The sequence below is a fragment of the Acutalibacter sp. LFL-21 genome (assembly GCF_025630755.1).
Taxonomy (GTDB): Bacteria; Bacillota; Clostridia; order Oscillospirales; family Acutalibacteraceae; genus Acutalibacter; species Acutalibacter stercoravium.
The window spans coordinates 1-23,360 of the sequence record NZ_JAOTNT010000003.1; the positions used below are offsets into that span (position 1 = coordinate 1).

Annotated in this window: 22 protein-coding genes and 1 tRNA gene; 8 read left to right on the forward strand and 15 right to left on the reverse strand. The window is 60.4% G+C overall.

The features are described 5' to 3' along the window. On the reverse strand, positions 1 to 1,646 hold a 1,646-nt coding region (gene tet(W), locus ODJ80_RS04000; RefSeq protein WP_263041030.1), incomplete at its 3' end, for a tetracycline resistance ribosomal protection protein Tet(W). 580 nt (positions 1,647 to 2,226) lie between these two features. On the opposite strand from tet(W), the gene ODJ80_RS04005 reads away from it, so the two are divergent. Both ODJ80_RS04005 and ODJ80_RS04010 read left to right on the forward strand, forming a co-directional pair. Then, complete coding sequence (locus tag ODJ80_RS04005) at positions 2,227 to 2,727, forward strand: hypothetical protein (protein WP_263041031.1); 501 nt, start codon at positions 2,227 to 2,229, stop codon at positions 2,725 to 2,727. A gap of 3 nt (positions 2,728 to 2,730) precedes the next feature. Beyond that, positions 2,731 to 2,994, forward strand: a complete 264-nt coding sequence (locus ODJ80_RS04010) for a hypothetical protein (protein ID WP_263041032.1) — start codon at positions 2,731 to 2,733, stop codon at positions 2,992 to 2,994. 19 nt (positions 2,995 to 3,013) lie between these two features. On the opposite strand, the gene ODJ80_RS04015 is transcribed toward ODJ80_RS04010, so the two are convergent. Then, positions 3,014 to 3,089: transfer RNA gene (locus ODJ80_RS04015), tRNA-Ala, on the reverse strand. A 257-nt stretch (positions 3,090 to 3,346) separates the two neighbouring features. On the opposite strand from ODJ80_RS04015, the gene ODJ80_RS04020 reads away from it, so the two are divergent. Further along, the gene (locus tag ODJ80_RS04020; RefSeq protein WP_178864532.1) at positions 3,347 to 3,697 is read left to right on the forward strand and encodes a type II toxin-antitoxin system PemK/MazF family toxin; all 351 of its coding nucleotides are present in this window, start codon (positions 3,347 to 3,349) and stop codon (positions 3,695 to 3,697) included. 42 nt (positions 3,698 to 3,739) lie between these two features. On the opposite strand, the gene ODJ80_RS04025 is transcribed toward ODJ80_RS04020, so the two are convergent. Beyond that, complete coding sequence (locus tag ODJ80_RS04025; protein ID WP_263041033.1) at positions 3,740 to 5,104, reverse strand: CCA tRNA nucleotidyltransferase; 1,365 nt, start codon at positions 5,102 to 5,104, stop codon at positions 3,740 to 3,742. A gap of 176 nt (positions 5,105 to 5,280) precedes the next feature. On the opposite strand from ODJ80_RS04025, the gene ODJ80_RS04030 reads away from it, so the two are divergent. Beyond that, a complete protein-coding gene (locus ODJ80_RS04030) occupies positions 5,281 to 5,781 on the forward strand; it encodes an SEC-C metal-binding domain-containing protein (RefSeq protein ID WP_178864531.1) in 501 nt (166 codons plus the stop codon). Positions 5,782 to 5,908: 127 nt separating this feature from the next. Further along, positions 5,909 to 6,679 (forward strand): RNA polymerase sporulation sigma factor SigG, encoded by a 771-nt coding sequence (gene sigG / locus ODJ80_RS04035; RefSeq protein ID WP_178864530.1) that lies wholly within the window; start codon positions 5,909 to 5,911, stop codon positions 6,677 to 6,679. 59 nt (positions 6,680 to 6,738) lie between these two features. On the opposite strand, the gene ODJ80_RS04040 is transcribed toward sigG, so the two are convergent. The 9 genes from ODJ80_RS04040 to ODJ80_RS04080 all read right to left on the reverse strand — a co-directional run bounded on the left by ODJ80_RS04040 (position 6,739) and on the right by ODJ80_RS04080 (position 14,207). Next, positions 6,739 to 7,398 carry a YczE/YyaS/YitT family protein gene (locus ODJ80_RS04040; RefSeq protein WP_263041034.1) on the reverse strand — a complete coding sequence of 220 codons (660 nt, stop codon included), beginning with the start codon at positions 7,396 to 7,398 and terminating at the stop codon, positions 6,739 to 6,741. Positions 7,399 to 7,448: 50 nt separating this feature from the next. Then, positions 7,449 to 9,170 (reverse strand): phosphoenolpyruvate--protein phosphotransferase, encoded by a 1,722-nt coding sequence (ptsP, locus tag ODJ80_RS04045; RefSeq protein WP_178864528.1) that lies wholly within the window; start codon positions 9,168 to 9,170, stop codon positions 7,449 to 7,451. Continuing rightward, positions 9,167 to 9,445: an HPr family phosphocarrier protein gene (locus tag ODJ80_RS04050; protein WP_263041035.1), complete on the reverse strand. Its 279-nt coding sequence runs from the start codon at positions 9,443 to 9,445 to the stop codon at positions 9,167 to 9,169. The genes ptsP and ODJ80_RS04050 overlap by 4 nt, the downstream gene beginning before the upstream one ends. A 94-nt stretch (positions 9,446 to 9,539) precedes the next feature. Beyond that, positions 9,540 to 11,294: an Rqc2 family fibronectin-binding protein gene (locus ODJ80_RS04055; protein ID WP_263041036.1), complete on the reverse strand. Its 1,755-nt coding sequence runs from the start codon at positions 11,292 to 11,294 to the stop codon at positions 9,540 to 9,542. Positions 11,295 to 11,323: 29 nt separating this feature from the next. Then, the gene (locus ODJ80_RS04060) at positions 11,324 to 12,091 is read right to left on the reverse strand and encodes a Nif3-like dinuclear metal center hexameric protein (RefSeq protein WP_263041037.1); all 768 of its coding nucleotides are present in this window, start codon (positions 12,089 to 12,091) and stop codon (positions 11,324 to 11,326) included. A gap of 66 nt (positions 12,092 to 12,157) precedes the next feature. Next, a complete protein-coding gene (locus tag ODJ80_RS04065; protein ID WP_263041038.1) occupies positions 12,158 to 12,850 on the reverse strand; it encodes a class I SAM-dependent methyltransferase in 693 nt (230 codons plus the stop codon). 70 nt (positions 12,851 to 12,920) lie between these two features. After that, the gene (locus tag ODJ80_RS04070) at positions 12,921 to 13,124 is read right to left on the reverse strand and encodes a DUF1858 domain-containing protein (RefSeq protein ID WP_178864523.1); all 204 of its coding nucleotides are present in this window, start codon (positions 13,122 to 13,124) and stop codon (positions 12,921 to 12,923) included. 142 nt (positions 13,125 to 13,266) lie between these two features. Further along, on the reverse strand, positions 13,267 to 13,548 hold the full coding sequence (locus ODJ80_RS04075; protein WP_178864522.1) for a zinc-ribbon domain containing protein: 282 nt from the start codon (positions 13,546 to 13,548) through the stop codon (positions 13,267 to 13,269). Positions 13,549 to 13,646: 98 nt separating this feature from the next. Beyond that, entirely contained in the window at positions 13,647 to 14,207 is a 561-nt protein-coding gene (locus ODJ80_RS04080; protein ID WP_178864521.1) for a sigma-70 family RNA polymerase sigma factor, read from the reverse strand. 176 nt (positions 14,208 to 14,383) lie between these two features. Between ODJ80_RS04080 and ODJ80_RS04085 the strand changes: the two genes are divergently transcribed. After that, positions 14,384 to 15,910 carry a YifB family Mg chelatase-like AAA ATPase gene (locus ODJ80_RS04085; RefSeq protein WP_263041039.1) on the forward strand — a complete coding sequence of 509 codons (1,527 nt, stop codon included), beginning with the start codon at positions 14,384 to 14,386 and terminating at the stop codon, positions 15,908 to 15,910. Positions 15,911 to 15,964: 54 nt separating this feature from the next. Here the strand turns inward: ODJ80_RS04085 and ODJ80_RS04090 are convergent, their stop codons facing one another. Together ODJ80_RS04090 and ODJ80_RS04095 are read right to left on the reverse strand one after the other, a co-directional pair. Then, positions 15,965 to 18,625 carry an S-layer homology domain-containing protein gene (locus ODJ80_RS04090; RefSeq protein ID WP_263041040.1) on the reverse strand — a complete coding sequence of 887 codons (2,661 nt, stop codon included), beginning with the start codon at positions 18,623 to 18,625 and terminating at the stop codon, positions 15,965 to 15,967. 216 nt (positions 18,626 to 18,841) lie between these two features. Next, entirely contained in the window at positions 18,842 to 20,050 is a 1,209-nt protein-coding gene (locus ODJ80_RS04095; RefSeq protein ID WP_263041041.1) for an acetate/propionate family kinase, read from the reverse strand. Between the two features lie 228 nt (positions 20,051 to 20,278). Here ODJ80_RS04095 and ODJ80_RS04100 point away from each other — a divergent pair, with 228 nt between their 5' ends. Continuing rightward, positions 20,279 to 21,460 carry a tRNA(Met) cytidine acetate ligase gene (locus ODJ80_RS04100; protein WP_263041042.1) on the forward strand — a complete coding sequence of 394 codons (1,182 nt, stop codon included), beginning with the start codon at positions 20,279 to 20,281 and terminating at the stop codon, positions 21,458 to 21,460. A gap of 268 nt (positions 21,461 to 21,728) precedes the next feature. Here the strand turns inward: ODJ80_RS04100 and ODJ80_RS04105 are convergent, their stop codons facing one another. Continuing rightward, positions 21,729 to 23,060, reverse strand: coding sequence for an RsmB/NOP family class I SAM-dependent RNA methyltransferase (locus tag ODJ80_RS04105; RefSeq protein ID WP_263041043.1), 1,332 nt, complete (start codon positions 23,058 to 23,060; stop codon positions 21,729 to 21,731). 82 nt (positions 23,061 to 23,142) lie between these two features. Between ODJ80_RS04105 and ODJ80_RS04110 the strand changes: the two genes are divergently transcribed. Next, the gene (locus tag ODJ80_RS04110; protein WP_263041044.1) at positions 23,143 to 23,304 is read left to right on the forward strand and encodes a hypothetical protein; all 162 of its coding nucleotides are present in this window, start codon (positions 23,143 to 23,145) and stop codon (positions 23,302 to 23,304) included. Positions 23,305 to 23,360 lie beyond the last annotated feature (56 nt).

Genomic DNA, 23,360 nt, shown 5'->3' on the forward strand with positions numbered 1-23,360 from the left:
TCCTGGGGCGCATAGAGGATGAAGGAGAGATAAGGTTCCAGCAGCTGCGTCCCCGATTCCTTCAATGCCTGTTCCAATACAATCGGGGCCAATGAGCGGAAGTCCGCCGGCGTGCTGACTGGACTGTAATAAAGCCCGTATTCAAAGCAAATCTTACAGTCCGTTACGTTCCAGCCGAACAAGCCCTGCTCCAGCCCGTAACGGATACCATCCCTGACAGCGTTTTGAAAACTCTGGTTCAAGTATCCCAGCGAAACCCGGCTCTCGTATTGTACGCCGGAGCCAAGCGGGAGTGGTGTAACAGACAGTCCGATAGATGCCCAAAACGGGTTGGGCGGCACCTCGATATGGATGGTGTGGCTGGCTGCTTTGAGCGGCCGCTCCATATAAATGACGGTGGGTTCCTTTACCACTGTTTCAATCTTGTATTTTTCCGACAGCAAAGCGGAAACGACCTCCAACTGCACCCGGCCCAAAAAAGAAAGAATGATCTCATGGGTGATGGAATCCACTTCGCAGCGCAAAAGCGGGTCAGTATCCGCAAGTTGCGTAAGAGCGTCCAGCAGCCGTTCTCTTTGCGCTGCCGTTTTCGGCGCAATCGTCGTCCGCAGCATGGGGAGGGGGGCCTCGCGCCACCTTTTACGAGGGAGCCGGGTTTGATCCCCTAATACATCGTTTAACCTCACGCTGTCGCTGGGAAGGATAACAATTTCGCCCGGATAAGCGGTGTCTGTCCGAACAATTTCCCCTTTGGATGGAATACGCATCTCTGTGATTTTCAGCTTTTCTCTCCCGGCCAGGGCCACCGTATCCCGCAGGCGCAGCGTTCCGCTGTATAGCCGCAGATAGACACGCCGCTGGCCGCAATCGGTGTACTCAACCTTGAAAACGCTGCCGCATAGGGCGGCGCTCCCCTGTTCCCCAATCGGTTGGAACAGTCCTGTCACCGCATCCATCAACGGTTGAATGCCAAGGCCCTTTTTGGCGCTGCCATGATAGACCGGAAACAGGGAGGCTTCTTGAACCCGCCGCTGTTCCTCCCGCGCAAGTTTTTCCTGGCTGATTGGTTCTCCTGCGATATACTTTTCCAATAATGCATCGTTATTTTCGATGACCGCATCCCATGCTTCTATGTCGGTATTTTCCTCCAGGACTATTTCCGGGGACAGCGACACCGTCTGCTTGATGATAATATCGGCGGAGAGCTTATCCCGAACAGACTGAACCACGCTCTGCAAATCAACGCCAGCCTGGTCGATCTTGTTGATAAAGATAACGGTGGGAATGTTCATTTTCCGCAGGGCATGGAACAGAATACGGGTCTGGGCCTGCACGCCATCTTTCGCGGAGATCACCAAGATGGCCCCATCTAAAACAGCCAAAGAGCGGTACACCTCCGCCAAAAAATCCATGTGGCCGGGCGTATCCACAATGTTAACTTTACATCTGTGCCACTGGAAGGAAGTGACTGCCGCTTGAATGGTAATCCCACGCTGCCGCTCCAAAAACAAGGTGTCCGTCCTCGTTGTCCCTTTTTCGACGCTCCCCGGTTCTGAAATGGCTCCGCTGGCATATAGCAGGCTCTCCGTCAAGGTCGTCTTTCCAGCGTCTACATGGGCAAGAATGCCAATATTGATTATTTTCATGTGATTGTCCTCCTTTTACAGCCCGAAAGGGCACAAAAATCCCCAGCAGTAAAATACTTTTACCACTGGGGATTATAATTTGCGGACATACACATATACAGCATACACCTGTTTGTGAGTGCTGTTTTTGGGGATATGTCAAAATTGATAAGGCAAAAGTATTCTTAAATTGGGTACAAAAAACTAAGCCCCTACAAAAGGGACTATCATAATCCTTTGTTCCCACTATTTGATTATAGTTTTATTTAAGAATACCTTGCCGCATATTTTTTACTCCTTTTCTGGAATTGAATTATTGTACGAAATCGCACCTATGGTACTCTTTCGTACAATGGGTGTGAAACTAACGTTTTCTTGCACGAAAATCTTGCGATTTCGTACAATCAAACTAAAGCGTCCTTTGCATCGCATGAGAGAATATATGATATTCTCCATGCAAAGCACGCTTTAGTTTCACACCCATTATATCACATCAGTTTTAGGAAAACAAGTATCTAAAAGAAATTTTTCTTCCCCTTATATGTAACAATCATACCGGCTTCCTAACGTTCAGAATGGTTTCTACTGTCTGCTGCGGTGTTTGGTTGGAATTGTCCAGCCAAAAGCCGATCCGTGGTGTTGTCTGAATTTTACTAAATACAAATTCAATGTATACAGAAAGAAATATATAAGGAGTGGGAGGGATTCCGCCGTAGTCGGCATTGTAGGAAAATCCAAAAGTTTAGATTTTCTCAAAATGCTTATCTTTTGGTCTTTGGTTCGGAATAGTGTAGTGCTGGCGGTCTATCTATTGTTTTCGGTTGCTTGCTTCCTTACCGTACATGAGCATTATGATGGGGGAACTAGCCATATCATCAATGTCACTGGCGGAGACTATGATGGTACCAGTGAGCTCGGTCATTATGATGAGGAATATAACAATGGTTTAGTTATTAGAATTGGGGATCGTACCATGGGCAATAGTATTGATGAGAGTGTAGAAGAAGGTCAAAATGTCACTGTCAGTGGAAAAATTGATGCCTCATGGTGCGTATATTACAAACAACTCTATGTTGAATGTCAATCTTTAAGCAAACGGTAATCTATGTCACCAAATAAAACTTCCATGAATATTCCTGTATCAGAAACCATTTTTATCCCGTGGGTGGCGGGCCCCCACCCGGGCGGTTATCCCGGCAGAAATAATTTTTTGCACCCCGGTTTTTCTTGTCCCGTGGGGCGCAGCTGTGCCGGGGATTCCACACAAAAAACTTTCATTCCACGCAGATTCCACTTTTTTGCCTTCCTGGAACAATGGAAAAACCGGGATTTTGCGGCTTTCGGACACGAAAAAAGGCTTGAAACCTAATGTTTCAAGCCTTTTCTGTTGGTGGAGATAAGCGGGATCGAACCGCTGACCTCTTGAATGCCATTCAAGCGCTCTCCCAGCTGAGCTATACCCCCATATTCACTTGTCGCGGCCCGGCGTTTTTGTCTCTCGCGCTTGGCGCTTGATTATAATACCACAGGCTTCTGTAAATTGCAACCCCTTTTTTCAATTTTTTAAAAACTTTTTTGCCCGCCATTCATCCCGCACAAGTTTCTGCCGGGAAAATACAATGGGAATGATGAGTCCCGTGGGAAAACCTCGCCAGGGTGATTAAACGCCCTGCGGCCAGGCAAAACTAAAAGACAAACAATGGAAATGGAGCGTGAAAACCGTGATCGTACACAGAGGGGAGATTTATTACGCGGATTTGAGTCCCGTGGTTGGCTCAGAGCAAGGCGGAGTCCGGCCCGTGCTCATTGTACAAAACGACGTGGGCAACAAATTCAGCCCCACGGTGATCGCCGCGGCCATCACCAGCCAAAAATCCAAGGCCGACCTGCCCACCCACATCTCTGTGGACGCCCAGGGCAGCGGCCTGCTGAAGGACTCTATTGTGCTGCTGGAGCAGGTGCGCACTTTGGATAAACACCGGCTTCGGGAGAAAATGGGACGCCTGGACCCTGACTCTATGAACCGGGTGGACCAAGCCCTCTCCATCAGTTTTGGCCTGCGCCCTACATAAGGGCGCAGGCAGGCGCCGTCAAGGGATGCCCTGGCGGCGCCATCATTTTTTATACCCCTCTTCCCTCCACAGGCACAAAGCAAGCCGCTCCAGCGCGGCGGCCTGGTTGGGAACCCCTCCCTCTTGGACGGCGTCCAAAAGACGGCGGAGCAGGCTGCCCATCTCCGGCCCTGGGGGGATGCCCAGGGCTTTCAAATCCTCCCCAGAAAGGGCAAGGTCCCCCAGGGTGAGGCAGTCGCCCCGCTCCAGGATGGCCCGGGCCCGGGCGCGGCTGCCCTCCAAATCCGGCAGGCGGCGCTGGAATACCCCGGGGGCCTTGGCGGACAAGTCCGCCTCTTGGAGTTGGAACAAAGTGAAAACAAACGCCTCTCCATGCTGGCCCAGTAAGCGCTTTAACGCCTTCTCCCCCATGGGCATGGGATCCTCGTGATGATCGACCAAGCTGGCGATCCACTCTGCCTCCCGTTTAGAAAACCGCAGCCGTGTGAGCACCCGCCGGGCGACGCGGCCGCTTTCCGGGGGATGGCCGTAAAAGTGGGCCACCCCATCCGGGGAAAAGGTCTTTCGGGCAGGCTTGCCCGTGTCGTGGAGGAGTGCGGCCCAGCGGAGCGCCGCATCAGCCGGGGCGTGCTCCAAGGCGTGGAGGGTGTGCTCCCACACGTCGAAGCAGTGGTAAGGGGTCTCCTGGGCGCAGCCCTTCATGGGGGCCAGCTCCGGCAGAAGGGTGAAGAGGATTCCGGCGTACTCCCGCAAAACCGGGGCGGCGTTTTCCCCGCAGAGGAGCTTTGTCAGCTCCTCCCGCACCCGTTCGTGAGAGAGGGTTTGGAGCCGGCCTTTTTCCTCCCATAGGGCAGCGCCAGTGGACTGTTGGATGGCAAACCCCAGCTGGGAGGCAAACCGCAGGCACCGCAGGATGCGCAGGGCATCCTCCTGGAAACGGCGGGCCGGGTCCCCTACACAGCGGAGCAAGCCCTGCTCCAAGTCTTCCCGGCCGTGGAACAGGTCCACCAGACCTCGGTCCGGGTGGTATGCCATCGCGTTGACTGTGAAGTCCCGGCGGGAGAGGTCATCCTCCAGGCGGCGGGAAAAGGTGACGGAATCCGGATGGCGGGCATCTGTGTACTCCCCATCGCTGCGGAAGGTGGTGATCTCAATGGGATGGCCCTCTGGGGGCACCAGGGCAATGGTGCCGTGGGCTGCCCCCACTTCCACCAGGCGCTCCCCAGCAAAGACAGCACGGGTCTCCTCCGGCCGGGCGCTGGTGGCCACGTCCCAGTCGAAGGGGCGCTTTCCCAGAAGGGTGTCCCGAACGCAGCCCCCCACACACCAGGCCTCAAAGCCGGCGGCCGCTAACCGGGCCAAGACCTCCCCCACAGGGGCAGGCAGCTGAAAGATCACAGGGGTCATCACGGGGGCACTCCTTTCTGGTTTCTTTACGTTTCTTACCTGTAGTATACCACAAAACCCCGCCGGGGAAAAGCGGGGGACCGCCCAATGCACAGCCATTGACAGAGCCTGGAAAACATGGTAAGATGAGACGCTGAAACAACGGGAAAACCCCGGAAAGATGAGGAGAGACGCACATGGCGCTGCTGCAGCAGTGGGAGAAATTTGCCCAGGAAAAGCAAAATGCCCCGGATGGGGGCCGGAGCTTCTGGAAGGGCTATTTCGAGACGGAAAAGTCCATCTATGAGAGAATCCTGGCCAGCAAGCCCCGGAAGAACACCGTAAAGGGCTACGCGGAAAAGTACGGCGTGGACCTGATGACAATGGTGGCCTTTCTGGACGGCATCAACGACAGCCTGAAGGAGAAAAACCCTTTGGAGGCCCTGGAGGAGGACACAGAGGTCAACCTGAACTACGACAAGGAGCTGCTCTACAAGAACATGGTGGAAGCCAAAGCCCAGTGGCTGTACACCCTGCCCCAGTGGGAGGACCTCATCCCGGAGGAGCGCCGCAAGGAGCTGTACAAGGAGCAGAAGCTCTCTAAAACCGTGGTAAAGGGGCCCAAGGTGGGCCGCAACGACCCCTGCCCCTGTGGCAGCGGAAAAAAATATAAAAAGTGCTGCGGCCGGGATTTATAAGCCAAAGCCTATATGGAACGCCTCTCCCCTGCCACAGCGGCGCGGAAGAGGCGTTCTCTTATTGATTAAACCTGGCAAAAAGCGCAAAGACTACCTTCGGAAGAAACAAACGGAGGTGGTCTTTTTTATGCAGGGGAAAGTGGAGATCTGCGGGATAAACACCGCGCGGCTGAAGGTTCTGAAAAGCGAGGAGACACGGGAGCTGCTCGTCAAAAGCCGCAACGGGGACAGCGCTGCCCGAGAGGCCCTGATCTACGGGAACCTGCGGCTGGTGCTCTCCGTCATCCAGCGGTTCGGAAACCGGGGGGAGAACCCGGACGACCTGTTCCAAGTGGGATGCATTGGGCTTATCAAGGCCATCGACCACTTTGACGTGGAGCAGGGGGTACAATTCTCCACCTATGGGGTTCCCATGATCATTGGGGAGGTGCGGCGGTTTCTGCGGGACAACAACTCCGTGCGGGTAAGCCGTTCCCTGCGGGACACGGCTTACAAAGCCATCCAGTGCAAGGAGCGGCTGACCGCCGAAAAAAACCGGGAACCCTCCATCGAGGAGATTGCCCAGGCGCTCTCCATGCGGCGGGAGGACGTAGTGCTGGCCCTAGAGGCCATTGTAGAACCCGTTTCCCTCTACGAGCCAGTATTCGACCATGGAGGCGACGCCATCTACCTGATGGACCAGGTGGGCGACCACTCCGGCGATGGGGACTGGCTGGAGGAGATCGCCGTCAAGCAGGCCATCCAAAACCTAAGCCAACGGGAAAAGCGCATCCTCTCCCTGCGGTTTTTAGAGGGCAAGACCCAGATGGAGGTGGCAGGGGTGATTGGCATTTCCCAAGCCCAGGTCTCCCGGCTGGAAAAAGGCGCCCTGAACAAAATTAAAAAAGAGCTCCGCTGACAGAAGCGAGGCTCCCGCCCGGCAGCGCGCCAGGGACGGGAGCCTCTTTTTGAAAATGTTCAGGCCGTTCCGGCCCCGCGGGGCGCAGCAGCCTTCTTGCCATAGACCAGGTAGACCGCCGCGCGCTTGGTAAAGAATGCCACAAAGGGCCCCAGGGCAAGGGCGCAAACCAAGGTGCCCAACCCGATGAGCCCGCCCAGCAGGAAGGCGGCCCCCACGCAGACGGCGTCGGTGAAGATACGGCACCAAAAATACTGGATGGGCAGCTTTCGGGCCAAGAGCAGGGAGAGGGAATCATAGGGGGAAATCCCCACATCCGCGGTTTGATAGAGAGCGCAGGAAAAGCTGAGGATCAACACGCCCGCCCCCAGCAGGAGCAGCTTTTGAGGAAAGCCCTGCGGCTGCCCCCAAGCCCCTAGGAACAGCTTCTCAAAAAAGGAGGCGATGGGGCCCACAAGGAACCAGTTCACCACCGTACCAATGCCCACCATGTCCCGGGCAAAGAGGAGCTCTATCACAAAGTAAAGGCAGTTCATGGCAATGAGGGTGACGGAAAAGTCAATGCCCATCCAATCCCCTACAGCGATTCCAAGGGCGGTAGAGGGATCGTTTCCCATGAGAGAGACTTTGAAAAGCCCGATCCCCACCCCCATGACGAGGATGCCCAGGCACATGACCGCCACCCGCCGCAAAAACCGATCCTTTTTGAAACCGCGCAATTTCCATTCCTGCCTTCCGCTGGTTTTATTTTCCCTAGTCCCCTTTGGCGCTACCGCTTTTCCCGTGACTTTAAATACTGGCGGACCTCTTCCTCCGTATCCAAGGCCAGGGCCTCTTCCGTAACAGCACGGGCCTCCTCCCTATTCCACAGGGAGATGGCCTTGCGCACCGGCAGCAGGGACACAGGCGCCACGCTGAAGTGCTCCAGGCCAAAGGTGAGCAGCACCGGGGTGAGGGCGGTGTCCGCGGCGGCCTCGCCGCACATGCCCACCGGCGTGCCCGTATTCCGAGCGGCCTCCAGCACTTGGCGCACCTGGCGCAGCACAGCCGGGTGGAAATAGGAGTACAGGTGGGCCACCCGGGCATTGCCCCGGTCCACCCCCAGGATGTACTGGGTCAAGTCGTTGGTGCCAATGCTGAAGAAGTCCACCTCTTTGGCCATGGCCTCTGCCACCAGGCAGGCCGCAACGGTCTCCACCATCGCGCCCATGGGCAGGTGCTCATCAAAGGCAACGCGGCGGCGGCGCAGGACTTCTTTCTCCTCCTCCAGAATCTCCCGGGCGCGGCGGATCTCCTCCACACCGGTCACCATGGGCAGCAGCAGCTGGGCCTTTCCATAGGCGCTGGCACGCAGCACGGCACGCAGGTGCACCCGGAACATATCCTCCTCCCGCAGGGAGAAACGCAGGCCCCGGCAGCCCAGGAAGGGGTTTTCCTCCTGGGGCTGGTCCAAATAGGGCAGCTCCTTGTCGCCGCCCACATCCAGGGTGCGGATAATCACCGGCTTATCCCGCATAGCGCTCAGTATCTGCCGGTAGGCGTGGAACTGCTCCTCTTCCCCCGGCTGGGAGGTGCGGTCCAGATACAGGAACTCTGTGCGCACCAGGCCAATGCCGTCGCAACCATAACCCGCCGCCCGCGAGGCATCCGCCACGCTGCCAGCGTTGGCAAACAGGTGAATCCTCTGCCCCTCGGCGGTGACAGTCTGCCGTCCCACAAACTCCCGCAGGGAGGCCCGCAGCTGCAAGAACTCCCGCTGGCGGCTCTCATAGACAGAGCGCATTACCTGGCCGGGGGAAAACACCGCGCAGCCCCGGTTCCCGTCCACAATGACCTCCTCGCCGGGGGCGGTGTCCAGCACGCGGTCTTCCACGCCCAGCACCGCGGGGATCTCCAGGGCCCTGGCGAGAATGGCGCTGTGGGATGTGGGGCCGCCCTTGCCCAGCACAATGCCCGCCACGTTGGCGGAGTTGAGCACCGACACTGCCGAAGGGGAGAGTTCCTCCGCCAGCAGCACGGTGCCCGGCTTCAAGGCGGAAAAATCTGTCTCGGGCAGGCCCAGCAACAGCCGGAGCATAGCCCCCCGCAAATCCCGCACATCGGCCGCCCGCTGGCGGGTGACCTCGTCATCGGAGGCGGTAAACAGGTCAATAAACAGGTCGCAAGAGGCGGAGAGAGCCTCTTCAGCCGACTGCCGGGAGGCGATGCGCCCTTCCACTTGGCCGTTCAAATAGGGGTCCCGTATCATGGCAGATTGGCAGCGGATAATATCCCCCTGCTCCTTGCCCGCCATTTCCGCCACCCGGTCGGCCTTGGCTTCTGTGACGCGGCAGAAGGTCTCCACCGCGTTGTGGTAGCGCTCCAGCTCCAGCTTTACGTCGGTGACCTCCCGCTCCAGGCTGCCCATCGGCTTTTCCCGGTAAACCAGGGCGTGGCCCATTCCAATGCCCGGTGACCCCGCCACGCCATAAAGCACGCGTTCGCCGCTCACAGCCGGCCACCTCCCTGCTCTCCCAAGCCGGACTCCACCAGCTCCACCGCCCGGGAAAGAGCTTCCTCTTCGTCGGGGCCCGAGCAGCGGATCTCGATCTCATCTCCCTGCTGGATGCCCGCGGCGATCAGGTTCATGATGCTCTTCCCGCTGACAACCGCCTCTTCACGGCAGACCCATACATCGGCTATGTACTTCTGCATTTCGTTGGAAAACAGACCTGCTGGGCGTACATGCAGCCCTTCCCGGTTGGTAAGCACCACTCTCTTTGCCACCAAAGCGACCCTCTCCTTTCTGAACACTGCGCGCTGTGCGCTTGAGCAGCCCTTTCCCCTTGGCGGGATTGCCGGGGACACAGAGCCGTCCCTTCTATCCCCCTATGGATTCAGCCCTTTCCGGGGTCACATAGAGGGTTTTGTAGTTTACATAAATTACCATACCCGGCTTGGCCCCTTGGGGCTTGGATACGTTGCGGATTTGGGTGTAATCCACCGGCACCTGGGCAGAGTCCTTGGCGCGGCTGTGCTGGGCCGCCAGCTGGGCAGCCTCTTCCATAGCCGTCTCCGTGGGCTTTCTCCCCTCTGTGACCAGCACCGTGTGGGAGCCGGGGATATTTTTCGTATGGAACCAAATATCATTGTTATTGGCGGTCTTCAGGGTGAGGCGGTCGTTCTGCCGGTTGTTCCGGCCCACCAGCACCGTGAAGCCGTCGGAGGTGGTGAACTTCATGGGCGCGCCGGCCGCCGCGGGCTTCTCTTTCTTGCTGCGCAGCCGCTTGAGATAGCCCTGCTCCTGCAGCTCCGCCCGGATCTCCGAAAGGTCCCGCTCGGTCTCGGCCCGGGCCAGGGCGTCCAACACGCTCTCTAAGTACTCCAGCTCCTTGCCCGCCAGGTCGATCTGCTCGGTGAGCTTTTCCTCGGCGGTCTTGGCCTTGCGGTATTCCTTGTAGTATTTCTGGGCGTTCTGAGAGGGGGTCAGGGCTGGGTCCAGTTTGATGTGCACCAGGGGGCTGCCCTCCTCGTAAAAGTTGGGCAGGTCCACCCACTCCTGGCCCTTCTCCAACTGGTACATATGGGCGCTGATTAAGTCCCCCGCCACCCGCAGGGAATCCCGCCCGGCGCACTGCTCCAGCTCTCCCCGCTGGAAGCCAATCTTCCGGGACAGCCGCTCTGAATGAGTGGATAGCAGCCGCAGCAGGTCCTGCTCCCGCACCCGCATGCGCTCCTGCTTATCCCGCTCCCGGTAAAAATCATCTAACAGGGCGGAGAAGCTCTCCCCCTCCTTCACCACGGCGGAGGAGCCGTATTGGTGGATGTCCATGAAGGCGAAATCCATGGGCTTGCCCTGGGGGCTGACCGCCATGTAGGGCCGGCCGGAGGCCTGCTGGATGGTTTCCTTCAGCTGCTGGAAGAAGAATCCCGCCCGGAAAAGCTGCTCTTCGTCCAAGGTTTTCACCGTCAGCTCCCGGCCCCGGCCCACCTGATGGGCCAGCTCCCGGCAGACAATGGGGGAAAGCCCCTGCAACACGGATAGATACCCCTTGGAGAGCTCCATGTCCCGGGGCAGGGCCTTTAGGGACTCCACCACCTGCTGGGAGGTGGCGGACAGAGGGCACAGCTTGTCCTGGGGAGGGGGCAGCCGGTAGGAAAGCCCCGGCAGCACCAGCCGCTGAGAGGACATTTCCGCGTCCACCCGCTTGAGGGCGTCGATAATCTTGCCGTTTTCATCGGAGAGAATGATGTTGCTGTACCGGCCCATCACCTCCATGGTCAAGGTGAGGGTGACGTGGTCCCCCAGCTCGTTGATGGCGTCGAAGTCGAAGTGGAGCAAGCGCTCCAGCTCCGGCTGGCGGATGGCCGTAAGCCGGGCTCCCTGAAGTTTCTTCCGCAGCAGCATGCACAGCATGGGCGGCTGCTTAGGGTTTTCCAGGGGGATGGCGGTGAAGTGCACCCGGGCGGAGTTGGCCCGGGCGGAGAACAGCACCTTATACGCCGCCTCCCGGGTGCGGAACGCGATGAGCAGCTCCTCCCGGTTGGGCTGGTGGACTTTGTCCACCCGGGCCCCCAAAAGGCTTGCCTCCAGCTCCCCTTTGATATGTCTTAAAAACGCGCCGTCCAATGCCATAGGTATGGTTGTCCTTTCTGAAATATGTATTACAGGGCCCGCAGAGGGGGCTGATCCGCCTGGGAAAGCAGGAAAGCCGTATCCGGCACCCGTTTTTTCAAATAGGAGGCCAAAAACTCTCCAAAAACCCGCTCGGTCTCATAGTGGCCCGCGGCCACGCAGGTCAGCCGGGAGCGGGCGGCCTCCAGCTGTTCGTGGTGCTTCATCTCCCCGGTGAGGTAGGCGTCCGCCCCCCGGCAGGCCGCCAGGGGGACATTCTCCCCGCCGGCACCGCTGCAGAAAAACACACGCTGCACCGGCCGGTCCCCGGGGCAGAACTTCACCGCCGGGGCGGAGAGCTTCTCCTTTACCAAAGCCGCGAAAGCCTCTGGCTCCAGGGCCTCTTCCAGCTCTCCGGAGTAGAGCACGCACTCCTCGCCAAACACATCCTCCCGCCGGACGCTGCGCAGCCCCAGCTTGCTGCCCAGGGCCACGTTCACCCCGCAGATGGGGGAAAGGTCCAGGTTGGTGTGGCAGCACAGGGCGGCAATGCCCCGGCTGGCCAGCTGATAGGCCACGTCTTGGGGGCCCAGCGCTTTCAGTGGATGGAAGATCACCGGATGGTGGGCGAGGATCAAGTTGGCGTTCATGGAAGCGGCCTCCTCCACCACAGCGGGGGTGATGTCCAGTGCCAGCAGGGCCCGCGTCACCACGGTGTTGCCATCCCCCACCAGCAGTCCGGAATTGTCAAAATCCAAGGCGGTGGAAAAGGGCGCCACCGCGTCGATGATGTCGTAGATGTCACAAATCCTTGCCATAAGCAGGTTCTCCTTTTCCATTTGAGAAGTGTGGGACCGCACCCTGTTCCCCTTCTCAAAGGGGGCTCAAGCCTGGGGCAGATATGCCGTTTGAATCTGTGCCAGGAGCTTCTCCAGGCGGGCTGCCTCTGCCTCCCGGCCCGTGTGCAGGGCGCCCTGGCGCTGGGCGGAGAGCTCCCGCAGCACCTTTTGAGCGTACCGCTCCACATGGGGCGCCCCGGGGCGGAGCTTTCCCACATAGGGGTACAGGGGACCTTCCTCCAGAGGAGCGCCCCGGTATTGGGCCGCAAAGGCGGAATAGACCTTGCCCCCGTCCACCACGGCCTCCTCTTCCAGGACGGCAAACCCCCCTTGGGCCAGGCCCCGGCGCAGCTGTGGCACGGAGCTCATGGGCTGGAGCACCAGGCGCTTGGATGAATCCCGCAGCCAGGGCGTCTCCAGCACGATGCGCAGAATCAGCTCGCCCCCCATGCCCGCGATGACGGTGTCCTCCGCCTCCTGTGGGGAAACGGCCCGCAGCCCATCGGACAGGCGGAAGGAGAGCTCCTCCCCCACGCCGTACTTCTCCCCATCCCGGCGGGCAGCCTCCAAGGGGCCGGGGTTGATATCGCAGGCCAGGGCTCGGGAGATTTTTCCCGTTTTGAGAAGCCAAATGGGCAAATAGGCGTGATCGGTGCCCACGTCGCACAGAGAGCTGCCCTGGCGCACCAGGGCGGCGCACAGGGCCAGCCTGGGCCCCAGCTGAAACAGCGGCCGCATCAAGACCACCCCCTAGAAAAAACACTGCCGCCCGGCAGAAGGTGTCGCGCGGCAGTGGCTTTCGCTATTCTCACTTGTTCGCCAAATGCTCGTTGAGCTTTTTGACCAGCTCGTCCGCGTCCACGCCGTGAACCATGCAGGCCTGCTCCACTGTCTCCCCGCGCGAAGAGGGGCAGCCCAGGCAATGCATGCCCATCTCCAGGAAGAAGGGCGCCGTGGTCTGATCCATGTCCAGAATTTCGCCGATAATGGTATCTTTTGTAATGGAAGCCATTGGTAGATTCCTCCGTTTTCATAATATTTTGGTTTGTGTTATTATTATAATACCCTTTGGGCCGCTCCGCAATACAAAAATGACAAAAAAGAACGCCCCGCCGCTGGGGCGGGACGCTCTGCTTTTGTGGAAAACGGCCACTTTAGGCCTGCTCTTCCTTCATCCGGGCAAAACATTCGCTGCAATAGACAGGGCGGTCCTCCCGGGGCTGGAAGGGCACCCGCGCCTCTTTGCCGCAGGCGGCGCACACTGCGGTGTACATCTCCCGCTGGGGATGGGCGGCGTTTTTGCGGGCCTGGCGGCAGTCCCGGCAGCGCTGGGGCTCGTTCACAAAGCCCTTTTCGGCGTAGAACTCCTGCTCTCCGGCGGTGAATACAAATTCCTTGCCACATTCCTTGCAGACCAGCGTCTTGTCTTCGTACATCTCTTTTTACCTCGCTTTGTTGTTCAGTGATACGCCCTGGGACGGAGTCGCACCGGCCCGGTGGGAAGCCCACCCCCGCGCGGCAGGGCATGTGTGCGCTAAGGCCGCCGCAGCTTTTCCCGGGCCCGGTACAGCGCGTTGTCATAGGCACGCAGGGAAACCCCCGCCTGCCGGGCAGCCTCCTCCCGGCAGCAGCCGCCCAGGTACAGCTTTAACGCCCGGCGCTCCGCCGGGGAAAGGGCCACGTTCATCTTGCGGCAGAGAGCGCGGAAATCCTCCCGCAGCTCCAAAAGGGACTCCGGGCTTTCCCGGGAAGGGGCAGGGCGGTCCTCCTCCAAGGGGACGGACTCGTTGAGAGTGCGGTTCCCGCCGCTGGCGTGCCTGCGCACAGCGCTGGCCATGCGGTTGTAAACGCACACGCCGGCATAGGTGGGAAAAGAAGCCCCTCCCTCCTGCCGGAAGGAAATGGCGGCCACATACAGCCCCAAAAGCCCCTCCTGCCACAGGTCCTCCTTTTCCGGGGCCGCGGCACCCTCGAAGAGCCTGGCCTTCCCCCGGACAAGCCCCAGGTAACGGGCAGAAAGCTCCGCAAAGGCCTCGCCCTGGCCTTGGCGCACCAGGGCGGCCAGCTGGACATCGCTGCACTGCTGAAGCTCCATGCCGCACCCCTTTTCCCTGTGTTTTCCTGCCCCTATCATATCCCATGAAGGACGGTTTCGTCAAGTTCTTCTTTCCTTCCGCAAAATTGGGCAGCATTTTTCAACAGCGCGTTGTATTCCCGGCAAAGCTGTCGTATAATGAAACCAGCATTTCCGAGGAAGGACGGTGTGTGGGGATGGTGTCGAAAATATACAGCATGGGCCTTTATGGCATGGAGGCATTTCCTGTAGAAGTGGAAGCGGACCTCTCCCAAGGGCTGCCCGCCTTCGAGCTGGTGGGCCTGCCTGACGCGGCGGTGAAGGAATCCCGGGACCGGGTGCGCTCTGCCCTGAAGAACTGCGGCTTTGACTTTCCCGTCAGCCGCATCACCATGAACTTGGCCCCTGCCGACAAGAAGAAAGAGGGCCCCATCTACGACTTGCCCCTGCTGGTCTCTCTGCTCAAAGCCTCCCGGCAGCTTTCTTGCCACACGGAGGACGCCGTCTTCCTGGGGGAGCTTTCCCTCTCTGGGGAGCTGCGGCCCATTCGGGGCGTGCTGCCCATGGCCGACAAGGCCCGGGAGGCTGGGTTTAAGCGGCTGTTTGTCCCGGCGGAAAACGCCGGGGAAGGCGCGGTTATTCAGGGGCTGGAGGTGTATGGCATTCGGGATATCCCCCAGCTGTTTGCCTATCTGCGGGGCATGCTGGAGCTCTCTCCGGCCGTGCCCCAGTATGGGGACGCCGCCTCCCCAGAGCCCCTGGATTTTGCCGATGTAAAGGGGCAGCCCGAGGCCAAGCGCGCATTGGAGATTGCTGCCAGCGGCAGCCACAACGTGCTGCTCATCGGCCCGCCGGGCTCCGGCAAGAGCATGCTGGCCAAGCGCCTGCCCTCCATTCTGCCAGAGATGACGTTTGAAGAGGCGCTGGAAACCACCAAGATCCACTCCATCCGGGGAAAGCTGCCGCCGGGGGTCTCCCTGATCCGGACCCGGCCCTTCCGCTCGCCCCACCACACCATTTCCACCGCCGGGCTGGCAGGGGGCGGCCCCACGCCCCAGCCAGGGGAGGTCTCTCTGGCCCACAACGGGGTGCTGTTCCTGGACGAGCTGCCCGAATTTGCCCGGGCTTCTATGGAGGTGCTTCGCCAGCCCATGGAGGATGGCACGGTGACCATTTCCCGAGTGGGAGGCACCACTTCCTATCCCTGCCGGTTCATGCTGGTGGCTGCCATGAACCCCTGCCCCTGTGGATACTTTGGGCACCCCACCCATCCATGCCTGTGTTCTCCCCATGCGGTGGAGCGCTATTTGGGAAAGGTCTCCGGCCCTCTGTTAGACCGCATCGACCTGCACATCGAAGTGCCCGCCGTGCCCTTTGAGGAGCTCTCCTCCACCAGGAAGGAAGAACCCTCCTCCCAGATCCGCCAGCGGGTCAACGCCGCCCGGCAGCGCCAGAACCAGCGCTTTGAGGGCAAGCCCTACGCCTGCAACGCGGACATCCCCGCCGGGGATCTGCAGGAGATGTGCCAGACCACCCAGGCCGCTTCCCAGCTGCTGCGCCGGGCCTTTGAAAGTTTCGGCTTCTCCGCCCGGACCTATGGCCGGGTGCTGAAGGTGGCCCGCACCATCGCCGACCTGGAGGGCAGCGAGAAGATTGACACGGCCCACGCGGCGGAGGCGGTGCAGTACCGCACCCTGGACCGGAAGTATTGGATGAACAAGTGATATGCCAAAGGCCGCCCTCTCCCAGCGTGGGAGGGGCGGCCTCTTTTTTTAAGCTCACTGGTTGCTGTCCAGATACGCGATGTCATCGGGGAAGTGGTAGCCGTAATAGTTCACGCCCCAATATCCGCTTGCCTTCATGGCCTTCTCGTAATCGCCAAAGAAGAAAATATTGCACTCCGCGATGCGGCGGTTCACCAATCCTTCAATCCCCCCTGTGTTCCACTGGAGGAAGTTGTTGGCCAGCACCGTGGAATCCACATAGGTCAGGTCGCACTGGCGGCTGCCGGAGAGCTTCACATAGCCCGCAGAGATCCATCCCTTGACGGAACCCGCCGTCACATAGTACCAAACTTCCTGCTGGGTGCTGCTGCGGTACACTTCGTAGTCTGTGACCGAGACTGTAACCCCATAACCCAAAGTGGCAGTGCGGGAGGAACCACCCGGCGTGGAATACACCGGCACAGCGTCCAAGTCCACATCTGTGTTGTTGATTGTGCCCGACACCGCGCCATTGTCAATATCCGAGGGGTCCACTGCGTTGAGCAGCACGGTCATGTACCCATACTGGGTGGACAGCACCCCAGGGCCGTGGTTGTACACGAAGCTGGTGAGGGCATCGAACTGGGCCTGGCTCATCTTAATGTTGTGGCTGGCCCGGTAACTCTCCACCGCGCTGGCATAGCTTTCCTTGTTTACAGTGTTCACCAGCAGGGCGTAGGCCTCATCCCGGGTCATGTTGTTGTAGAACGTGCCGTTGGGCTGGATGACCAGGCCATAACCCACCGTGGGGCTGCCCGCCACCAGGGGGTCTGCCTCAATCTCCGGGACAAAGCCCTCAAAGTCCCCCAGCACGGTGATGATTTCCCCGCTGGCGCGGCGAACGTCATCCGTAGCGGTGGTGGCGCTCACATTGGTAGAAGTGACCTGCACAGTGAACTCGTAGTAGTCCGAGGACCAGCTGGCAGAGGAGGAGGAGCGGGAATAGGCCCGCACCGTGTAGGTGCCCGCGGCGGTAAACTGCACCGTGCGGCGGAAGACATGCACATTGTTGGTGGGCAGGCCGTAGGAGGAAATCTGCCTCTCCGTCTCATAGCTGGTGGTGGCGTAGGCGCCGGTAGCAGGGCTGCCGCTGACGATCTCAAAGCGGACCTCTGTCTTGCTGGTATCGGTGATGGCCACCAGATCGAAGTCGGTGTTGCGGGCCACAATGTTCCCTTCCGCGTAGGCGGAGCGCACATCCTCTGCCGCAGTGACCGTGACCTGGCAGGTGGCAGTGGCCCCCGCGTCGTCAGTAAAGGTGATGGTGGCGGTGCCGGGATTGGCCCCGTAGATGACGGCACTCTCCACGTTATCGCCATAGGGGACGGTGTATCCCACATAGGCCACGGAGGAATCGCTGCTGTCCCACCGCATGGCGGAGAGGTTGGACTCCACCGAGCCATTGAGCAGGGCGCTCTGATACTGGCACAGGGTCAAGCTGTAAGTACTTAGCGCCGCCCCCTCAGCGGTGCCGCCGCCCCCGGTGTGGACTGCCACATACTCTGAGCTGACAAATCCAGCTTGTCCGCCGGAGGTCTCCACCCCCAGCCAGCCATTGCTGGCTACGCTGGTCACCGTGAGCAGCGTCCCTGTCGCCAGCACTGTGATCGAATCATAGTTGGTGCCGGGGCCCTCCCGCAGCCGCAGGCCGTCTGTGGCGGTGACCCGCACGGTCTGGCCCACCTCGAAGTCCGAGCCTCCGGGGGGATCCACACTGGGATCATCCCCGCTGCCTTCATCCTCTACAGGGTCGGCTGCCTCGGCAATGTGCAGGAAGGCCCAGTGGCCCGTGGGCACGTCCAGAAACTCCTGGGTGTTGCGGTCGGCGGCAAAGCCGTCGCCGGTGCGCTCCAGGGCTTTGTTCATAATCGGCGTGACCTGGCAGCGTTGAATGCCCACATTGGGACGGAAGGTGCCGTCCTCAAACCCACTGAGCCATCCAGCGGAGGTGGCCGCCTCGATATATTCCTGGGCCCAGTGGCCCTCTACGTCGGAAAAGCTGGAGCTGCCTGCCTCCATTTGGAAGCACTGGCACAGGGCCGCCACAAATTCCGCCCGGGAAACCGTGTTGCCGGGACGGAAGGTGCCGTCTCCATAGCCGCTGAGAATGCCCGCTTCTGCCAGGGCGTTCACAGCGGTGTAGTACCAGTCCCCCGAATCCACATCTTCAAAGTTGCTCTCTGTGACAGGCGGCTTTGCCGCCAGCAAGTTGTAAAGCATAGCGGCCATCTCCGCCCGGGTCATGGCCCGGCTGGGGTAGAACATGGCGCCGGTTTCCCCATGCATGTACGCCGCATGGCCGCCGGTCACCAGCAAGGGGTAGGCGGCAAAGGTATCCTCCTCTGAATCCTCCAGGCTGCTGGACTCCTGCTGGGAAGCCTCTTCCCCTTCCTCCTGGGAGGACTCTGAGGGAAGAGAGCTCTCTTCCGAGGACGCGCTCTCCGAAGCGGGCTCTTCCTCGGAAGCGCTGGACTCCCCAGAAGCTTGAGAGGATTCCTCCACCTGAGAGGAACTCTCTGCCTGGGAAGAGCTCTCCTCCGCAGCGGAATCCTCTGGCTGAGAGGAGATCTCGCCTGCGGCGGAGCTTTCCGGCACGGAGCTGAGTTCCGCCGCCAGTGTTTTCGGAGCAGGCAATAGGAGCAGCAGCGCCAAAAGCAGTGCCACCCATGTGATCATCGTTCTGTTTCCCGTTTTTATCACGTTGGACCTCCCTGAAATCACAAAGGTAGTTTTATCCGTTGAGAAAAGATTGACTTTTATTATAGCGAAAAGATTACAAACTTGCAACCTTTAGGGCCTAAAATTCACAAATTGCCGGAAATTGGCGCCCAAAAAAGCCTCCGGCACAGAAACCGGAGGCTTTGCTTATCACCCCGCTGGGAACGGGATTTCTTACATTTTTTCCACCAGAGCCTTGGTATCCCGCGCGATGACCAGCTCCTCGTTGGTGGGGATGACATACACTTTGATGGGGGAATCGTCAGTGGAGATCAGGCCCTCTTTGCCCAGGACCATCTCCTCGTTCCGCTGGGGATCAATCTTCACGCCCAGGAACTTCAGGTAATCCCCCACCACCTGGCGGTGATGGGACTGGTTCTCGCCCACACCGGCAGTGAAGACAATGGCGTCACAGCCGCCCAGGGCCACCATATAGCCGCCGATGAACTTGGAAATCTGGTACTCCAGAATCTCGTGGGCCAGCTTGGCGCGCTCGTTGCCCTCGGCAGCGGCCTTGGTCACGTCGCGGTCATCGCTGGAAACCCCAGAGATGCCCAGCAGACCGGACTTCTTGTTGAGGATCTGGTCCATCTCAGAGGGGGTCAGGTGCTCCTTCTCCATGATGAAAGTGACCACAGAGGGGTCCAGGGTGCCGGTGCGGCTGCCCATCATAAAGCCATCCAGGGGGGTCAGGCCCATGCTGGTGTCGATGACCTTGCCGCCGTCAATGGCGGTGATGGAGGAGCCGTTGCCCAGATGGCAGGTAATCATCTTCAGGTCCTTGATATCCTGGCCCATAAGCTGGGCGCAGCGGTGGCTCACATAGCGGTGGGAAGTGCCGTGGAAGCCGTAGCGGCGCACGGCGTACTTCTCGTAATACTCATAGGGGACGTTGAACATGTAGGCCTTGGGGGGCATGGTGGCGTGGAAGGCGGTGTCGAACACCACCACCTCAGGGACCTGCTCGCCAAAGACCTCGCGGCAGGCGCGGATGCCCTGGCTGTGGGCCTTGTTGTGCAGGGGGGCCAGGGGAATGAGGCTTTCGATGTCCTCAATGACCTTCTCGTCCACCAGCACGGACTCGTGGAAAATGGCGCCGCCCTGCACGATACGGTGCCCCACGGCAGAAACCTCCTCCAGGCTCTTGATAACGCCATACTCCCCGTCGATGAGGGCGTTCTTCACCTGCATAAAGGCGGCGGCGTGGTCCAGCATGTTCACGGTCTTCTTCAGCTCGCGGCCGTCGGCGGTCTTATGGGTGAAAATGCCCCCGGGCATGCCGATGCGCTCGCAGTTGCCCTTGCACACCATCTGCTCGTTGTCCATGTCGATGAGCTGATACTTCAGGGAAGAGCTGCCCGCGTTGATGACGAGAATTTTCATGTTCCTGATCTTTCCTTTCCAAAATTGGTTTCCCAGGGCCATCCCGGCGCAGCAAAGCACCCCCAAATGGCGGCGCATCGTGAGGGAGCCCCGTAAAACATCCGTTTTTTGCCCGCCCCCTTGTGCCGGGCGGGTGGTTCGTGTAAAATGATTGCTATAAGACGCAGTCCCATTTTAGAACATTTCCCCGGTAAATTCAAGGAGTTTTCAAGGAAAATGCGAGAGAAAATGAAAGTTTGTGCCGTCATTTGCGAGCTGAACCCCCTGCACAAGGGGCATCAGGCCTTGTTCGCCCACGCAAAATCCCGCTTTGGGGGGCTGGTGTGCGTGCTCTCTGGGAATTTCGTCCAGCGGGGAGAGCCCGCCATCCTGGACAAGTGGGCCCGGGCCCGCCTGGCTTTGGAAAGCGGCGCGGACCTGGTGCTGGAGCTGCCCCTGCCCTGGGCCCTGGCCGGGGCGGAGCGCTTTGCCGCGGGGGGCGTGGCCCTGGCCCGAGCCCTGGGGTGCGTGGACACCCTGCTCTTCGGCAGCGAGGAAGGGGACATCCAGCCCCTGTGGCAGCTGGCCCGGGCCCTGCTCTCCCCGGAGTTCCCCCAGGCGCTCCAACAGGTGGAGCCCACCCTGCCCTTTGCCCGGCGGCGCCAGCGGGCCGCGGCCCATCTGGTGGGAGAGAAGACCGCCGCCCTGCTGGAGAAGCCCAACTGCATCCTGGGGGTGGAGTACCTAAAGGCCATCCTGTCCCAGGGGGGCGGGCTAAAAGCGGAGACTTTCCCCCGCCAAGGCGCCGGCCACGATATGCCTGACCCACAAGGGCCCATCCTCTCCGCCAGCCAGGCCCGGGAACTGCTCCGCCAGGGGGCGGAGCTGACCGGCCGGCTGCCCCAGGCCACCTTATCCCTGTGGGAGGAGCTGCGGGCCCAGGGGAGGTGCCCGGCCTCTTTGGAGCGGCTGGAGGCGGCTGTGCTGTGCAGGCTGCGCTCCCTCACCGTGGAGGACTTCGCCGCCCTGCCGGACGTGAGCGAGGGCCTGGAGAACCGGTTGTACCAGGCGGCCCGCCAGGCGGGGAGTTTGGAGGAGTTCTACGCCCTGGTGAAGTCCAAGCGGTACTCCCACGCCCGGGTGCGGCGGCTGTGCATGAGCGCCTTTTTAGGTGTACTAAGAGATGCGCCTTGCCTGCCCCCCTACCTGCGGGTGCTGGGCATGACCCCCACCGGCCGGGAAATTCTCCGCCGGGCGCAGCCCAGCCTGCCCTTGGCACTGCGGACGGGAGACTTTCAAAAGCTGGGCGGAGAGGCCCTTGCCCTGTTTGAACAGGAGGCCCGGGCGGACGATCTGTACGCCCTCTCCCTGCCCGCCCCCCTTCCCTGCGGCCAAGACTACACCCAGGGGCTCATCAAGGTTGGGTTTTGACAGCGGGAAGCCTCAAAGAACAGCAAAAGAGGACGCGCTGCTTTCCGCGGCTTGCGTCCTCTTTTGTTTTTTTCATCACACTGGGGGAATGGATCGATTGCCCCCGCACGGGCGGCGAGGGAGCAACCCGTGCCGAGGGCCAGCTTTCTTTCAAGAAATGGGAGCGCCTTGATCAAAGCCCCAGCGCGGGCCGCTAGGGGCCAACCTGCACCGAGGGTCAGCGCCCTTGGCGCTGTGCGCGAATTAAAAGTTCTTTGCCTACTTTCTTTCAAGAAAGTAGGCGTAGCCCCTTGGGATAGTGGTTCTTCAACCGGCCGCCGGAGGCCTTGCCGAAGCCGGTGGGCACACCGCCGCCACAGACAGCGGTGTAGCCCTTGCCCTCACAGTCCAGCTCCTCCCCTCGGAGGAAGGCCAGAAGCTCCGGGGCGTCCCAGGGCAGGTCCAAAGTCTGGCGGCAGTCTTCCCTGCGGGCGGCTTGGAAAACGGCGTGGGAGGGCTCCCAGCGCTTGCCCTTTTGGTGGCACAGCTCCACGCCCGCCCGGAGCACCCCCAGGCCCGAAAGCTCTGGCAAACCCTGGGGCAGCAGCACCACCCGGTCCCCAAACCGGGCGGCGCTCCCCGGCCAGGGACAGGTAAACAGCTCCTCAAACAGCCCTTGGAACTCCCCCTCCTCCCGGCGGGAGAGATAGGCTGTAAAGGTGCCTGCCTTACAGGAGCTTTCCCCCACCCGCTGGAACTTGGCCACGAAATGGCCCTCGCCCCCATCCATGGGGTAGATGCGCCGCACTGGCAGGTTCTCCAGGCCCGGACGGCCAAACCCAGCTTCGATGGGGACCAGCGCAAACTCCGGGTGGGCGGAGAGGAACCAGCGGACGTTGTCCTCGTTCTCCTCCTGGGAGAAGGTGCAGGTGGAGTACACCAGCACGCCCCCCTCCCCCACCGCCAGGGCCGCGGAATCTAAAATGGCCCGCTGGCGCTGGGCGCAGGCGGCGGGGCTCTCCGGGGTCCACTGGGCAATGGCGGCAGGGTCCCGGCGGAACATGCCCTCTCCGGAGCAGGGGGCGTCCACCAGCACCTTGTCAAAGAAGCCCTGGAGGCTTTCGCACAGCCGCTGGGGATGGCAGGAGGACACCACGGCGTTTGCCACCCCCAGGCGCTCCACGTTGGAGAGCAGCACCTGGGCCCTGCTTTTGACGATCTCGTTGGACCAGAGCAGGCCCTCCCCGGCCAGCAGCCCGGCAATCTGGGTGGACTTGCCCCCGGGAGCGGCGCACAAATCCAGCACCTTCTCCCCAGGCTGGGGGGCCAGCACCGTGACAGCGGAACAGGCCGAGGGTTCCTGCACGTAGAACAGCCCAGCGTGATGGGCGGGCAGGCGGCCCACCTTCTCCTCCCCCGCCTCAAAGGAGAAACTGAGGGGGGAAAAGGGCGTGGGCTCCAGGGCAAAGGGCAGCTCCGCCTCCAGCTGGGGCTGGCTGCACTTGAGGGGGTTGCGCCGCAGGCCCCGGCGGGACGGCTGTTCCAGAGAGGCCAAATAGGCCGGGTACTCCTCCCCCAGCAGGGCTTCCATGGCCCTTTGAAAGGCAGCGGGCAGTTCCATAAAATTCCTCACTTTCCAAAATTTTCCCTGCATGGCCCCCGTTCCGCCGCACACACTAAGGGCGGAAAGGGGCGATTACGCTATGAGCAACAAACAGAAAAATAAATCCTTTGAAAGCCGTCAGGGCCAGAACCAGCAGCCGCAGAGCGGGAAGAGCCAAGAGATTCCCACCTACGGCAACAAGAGCCAAAACCTGAAGCCCGAAATGGACGGCAAGAACTGCCACCACAACAACAGCCGCTGACAACGGCAAGCCAAAGGCGCCCCCCGCCCACAGCGGGGGGCGCTTCCCTTTTGAAA

Bases quoted from the DNA above. Each gene is read 5' to 3' on its own strand.
- ODJ80_RS04010 (WP_263041032.1), top strand. From the start codon at position 2,731: ATGTCACCAAATAAAACTTCCATGAATATTCCTGTATCAGAAACCATT.
- ODJ80_RS04025 (WP_263041033.1), bottom strand. From the start codon at position 5,104: ATGACCCCTGTGATCTTTCAGCTGCCTGCCCCTGTGGGGGAGGTCTTG.
- ODJ80_RS04030 (WP_178864531.1), top strand. From the start codon at position 5,281: ATGGCGCTGCTGCAGCAGTGGGAGAAATTTGCCCAGGAAAAGCAAAAT.
- sigG (WP_178864530.1), top strand. From the start codon at position 5,909: ATGCAGGGGAAAGTGGAGATCTGCGGGATAAACACCGCGCGGCTGAAG.
- ODJ80_RS04055 (WP_263041036.1), bottom strand. From the start codon at position 11,294: ATGGCATTGGACGGCGCGTTTTTAAGACATATCAAAGGGGAGCTGGAG.
- ODJ80_RS04060 (WP_263041037.1), bottom strand. From the start codon at position 12,091: ATGGCAAGGATTTGTGACATCTACGACATCATCGACGCGGTGGCGCCC.
- ODJ80_RS04065 (WP_263041038.1), bottom strand. From the start codon at position 12,850: ATGCGGCCGCTGTTTCAGCTGGGGCCCAGGCTGGCCCTGTGCGCCGCC.
- ODJ80_RS04070 (WP_178864523.1), bottom strand. From the start codon at position 13,124: ATGGCTTCCATTACAAAAGATACCATTATCGGCGAAATTCTGGACATG.
- ODJ80_RS04075 (WP_178864522.1), bottom strand. From the start codon at position 13,548: ATGTACGAAGACAAGACGCTGGTCTGCAAGGAATGTGGCAAGGAATTT.
- ODJ80_RS04080 (WP_178864521.1), bottom strand. From the start codon at position 14,207: ATGGAGCTTCAGCAGTGCAGCGATGTCCAGCTGGCCGCCCTGGTGCGC.
- ODJ80_RS04085 (WP_263041039.1), top strand. From the start codon at position 14,384: ATGGTGTCGAAAATATACAGCATGGGCCTTTATGGCATGGAGGCATTT.
- ODJ80_RS04090 (WP_263041040.1), bottom strand. From the start codon at position 18,625: ATGATCACATGGGTGGCACTGCTTTTGGCGCTGCTGCTCCTATTGCCT.
- ODJ80_RS04095 (WP_263041041.1), bottom strand. From the start codon at position 20,050: ATGAAAATTCTCGTCATCAACGCGGGCAGCTCTTCCCTGAAGTATCAG.
- ODJ80_RS04100 (WP_263041042.1), top strand. From the start codon at position 20,279: ATGAAAGTTTGTGCCGTCATTTGCGAGCTGAACCCCCTGCACAAGGGG.
- ODJ80_RS04105 (WP_263041043.1), bottom strand. From the start codon at position 23,060: ATGGAACTGCCCGCTGCCTTTCAAAGGGCCATGGAAGCCCTGCTGGGG.
- ODJ80_RS04110 (WP_263041044.1), top strand. From the start codon at position 23,143: ATGAGCAACAAACAGAAAAATAAATCCTTTGAAAGCCGTCAGGGCCAG.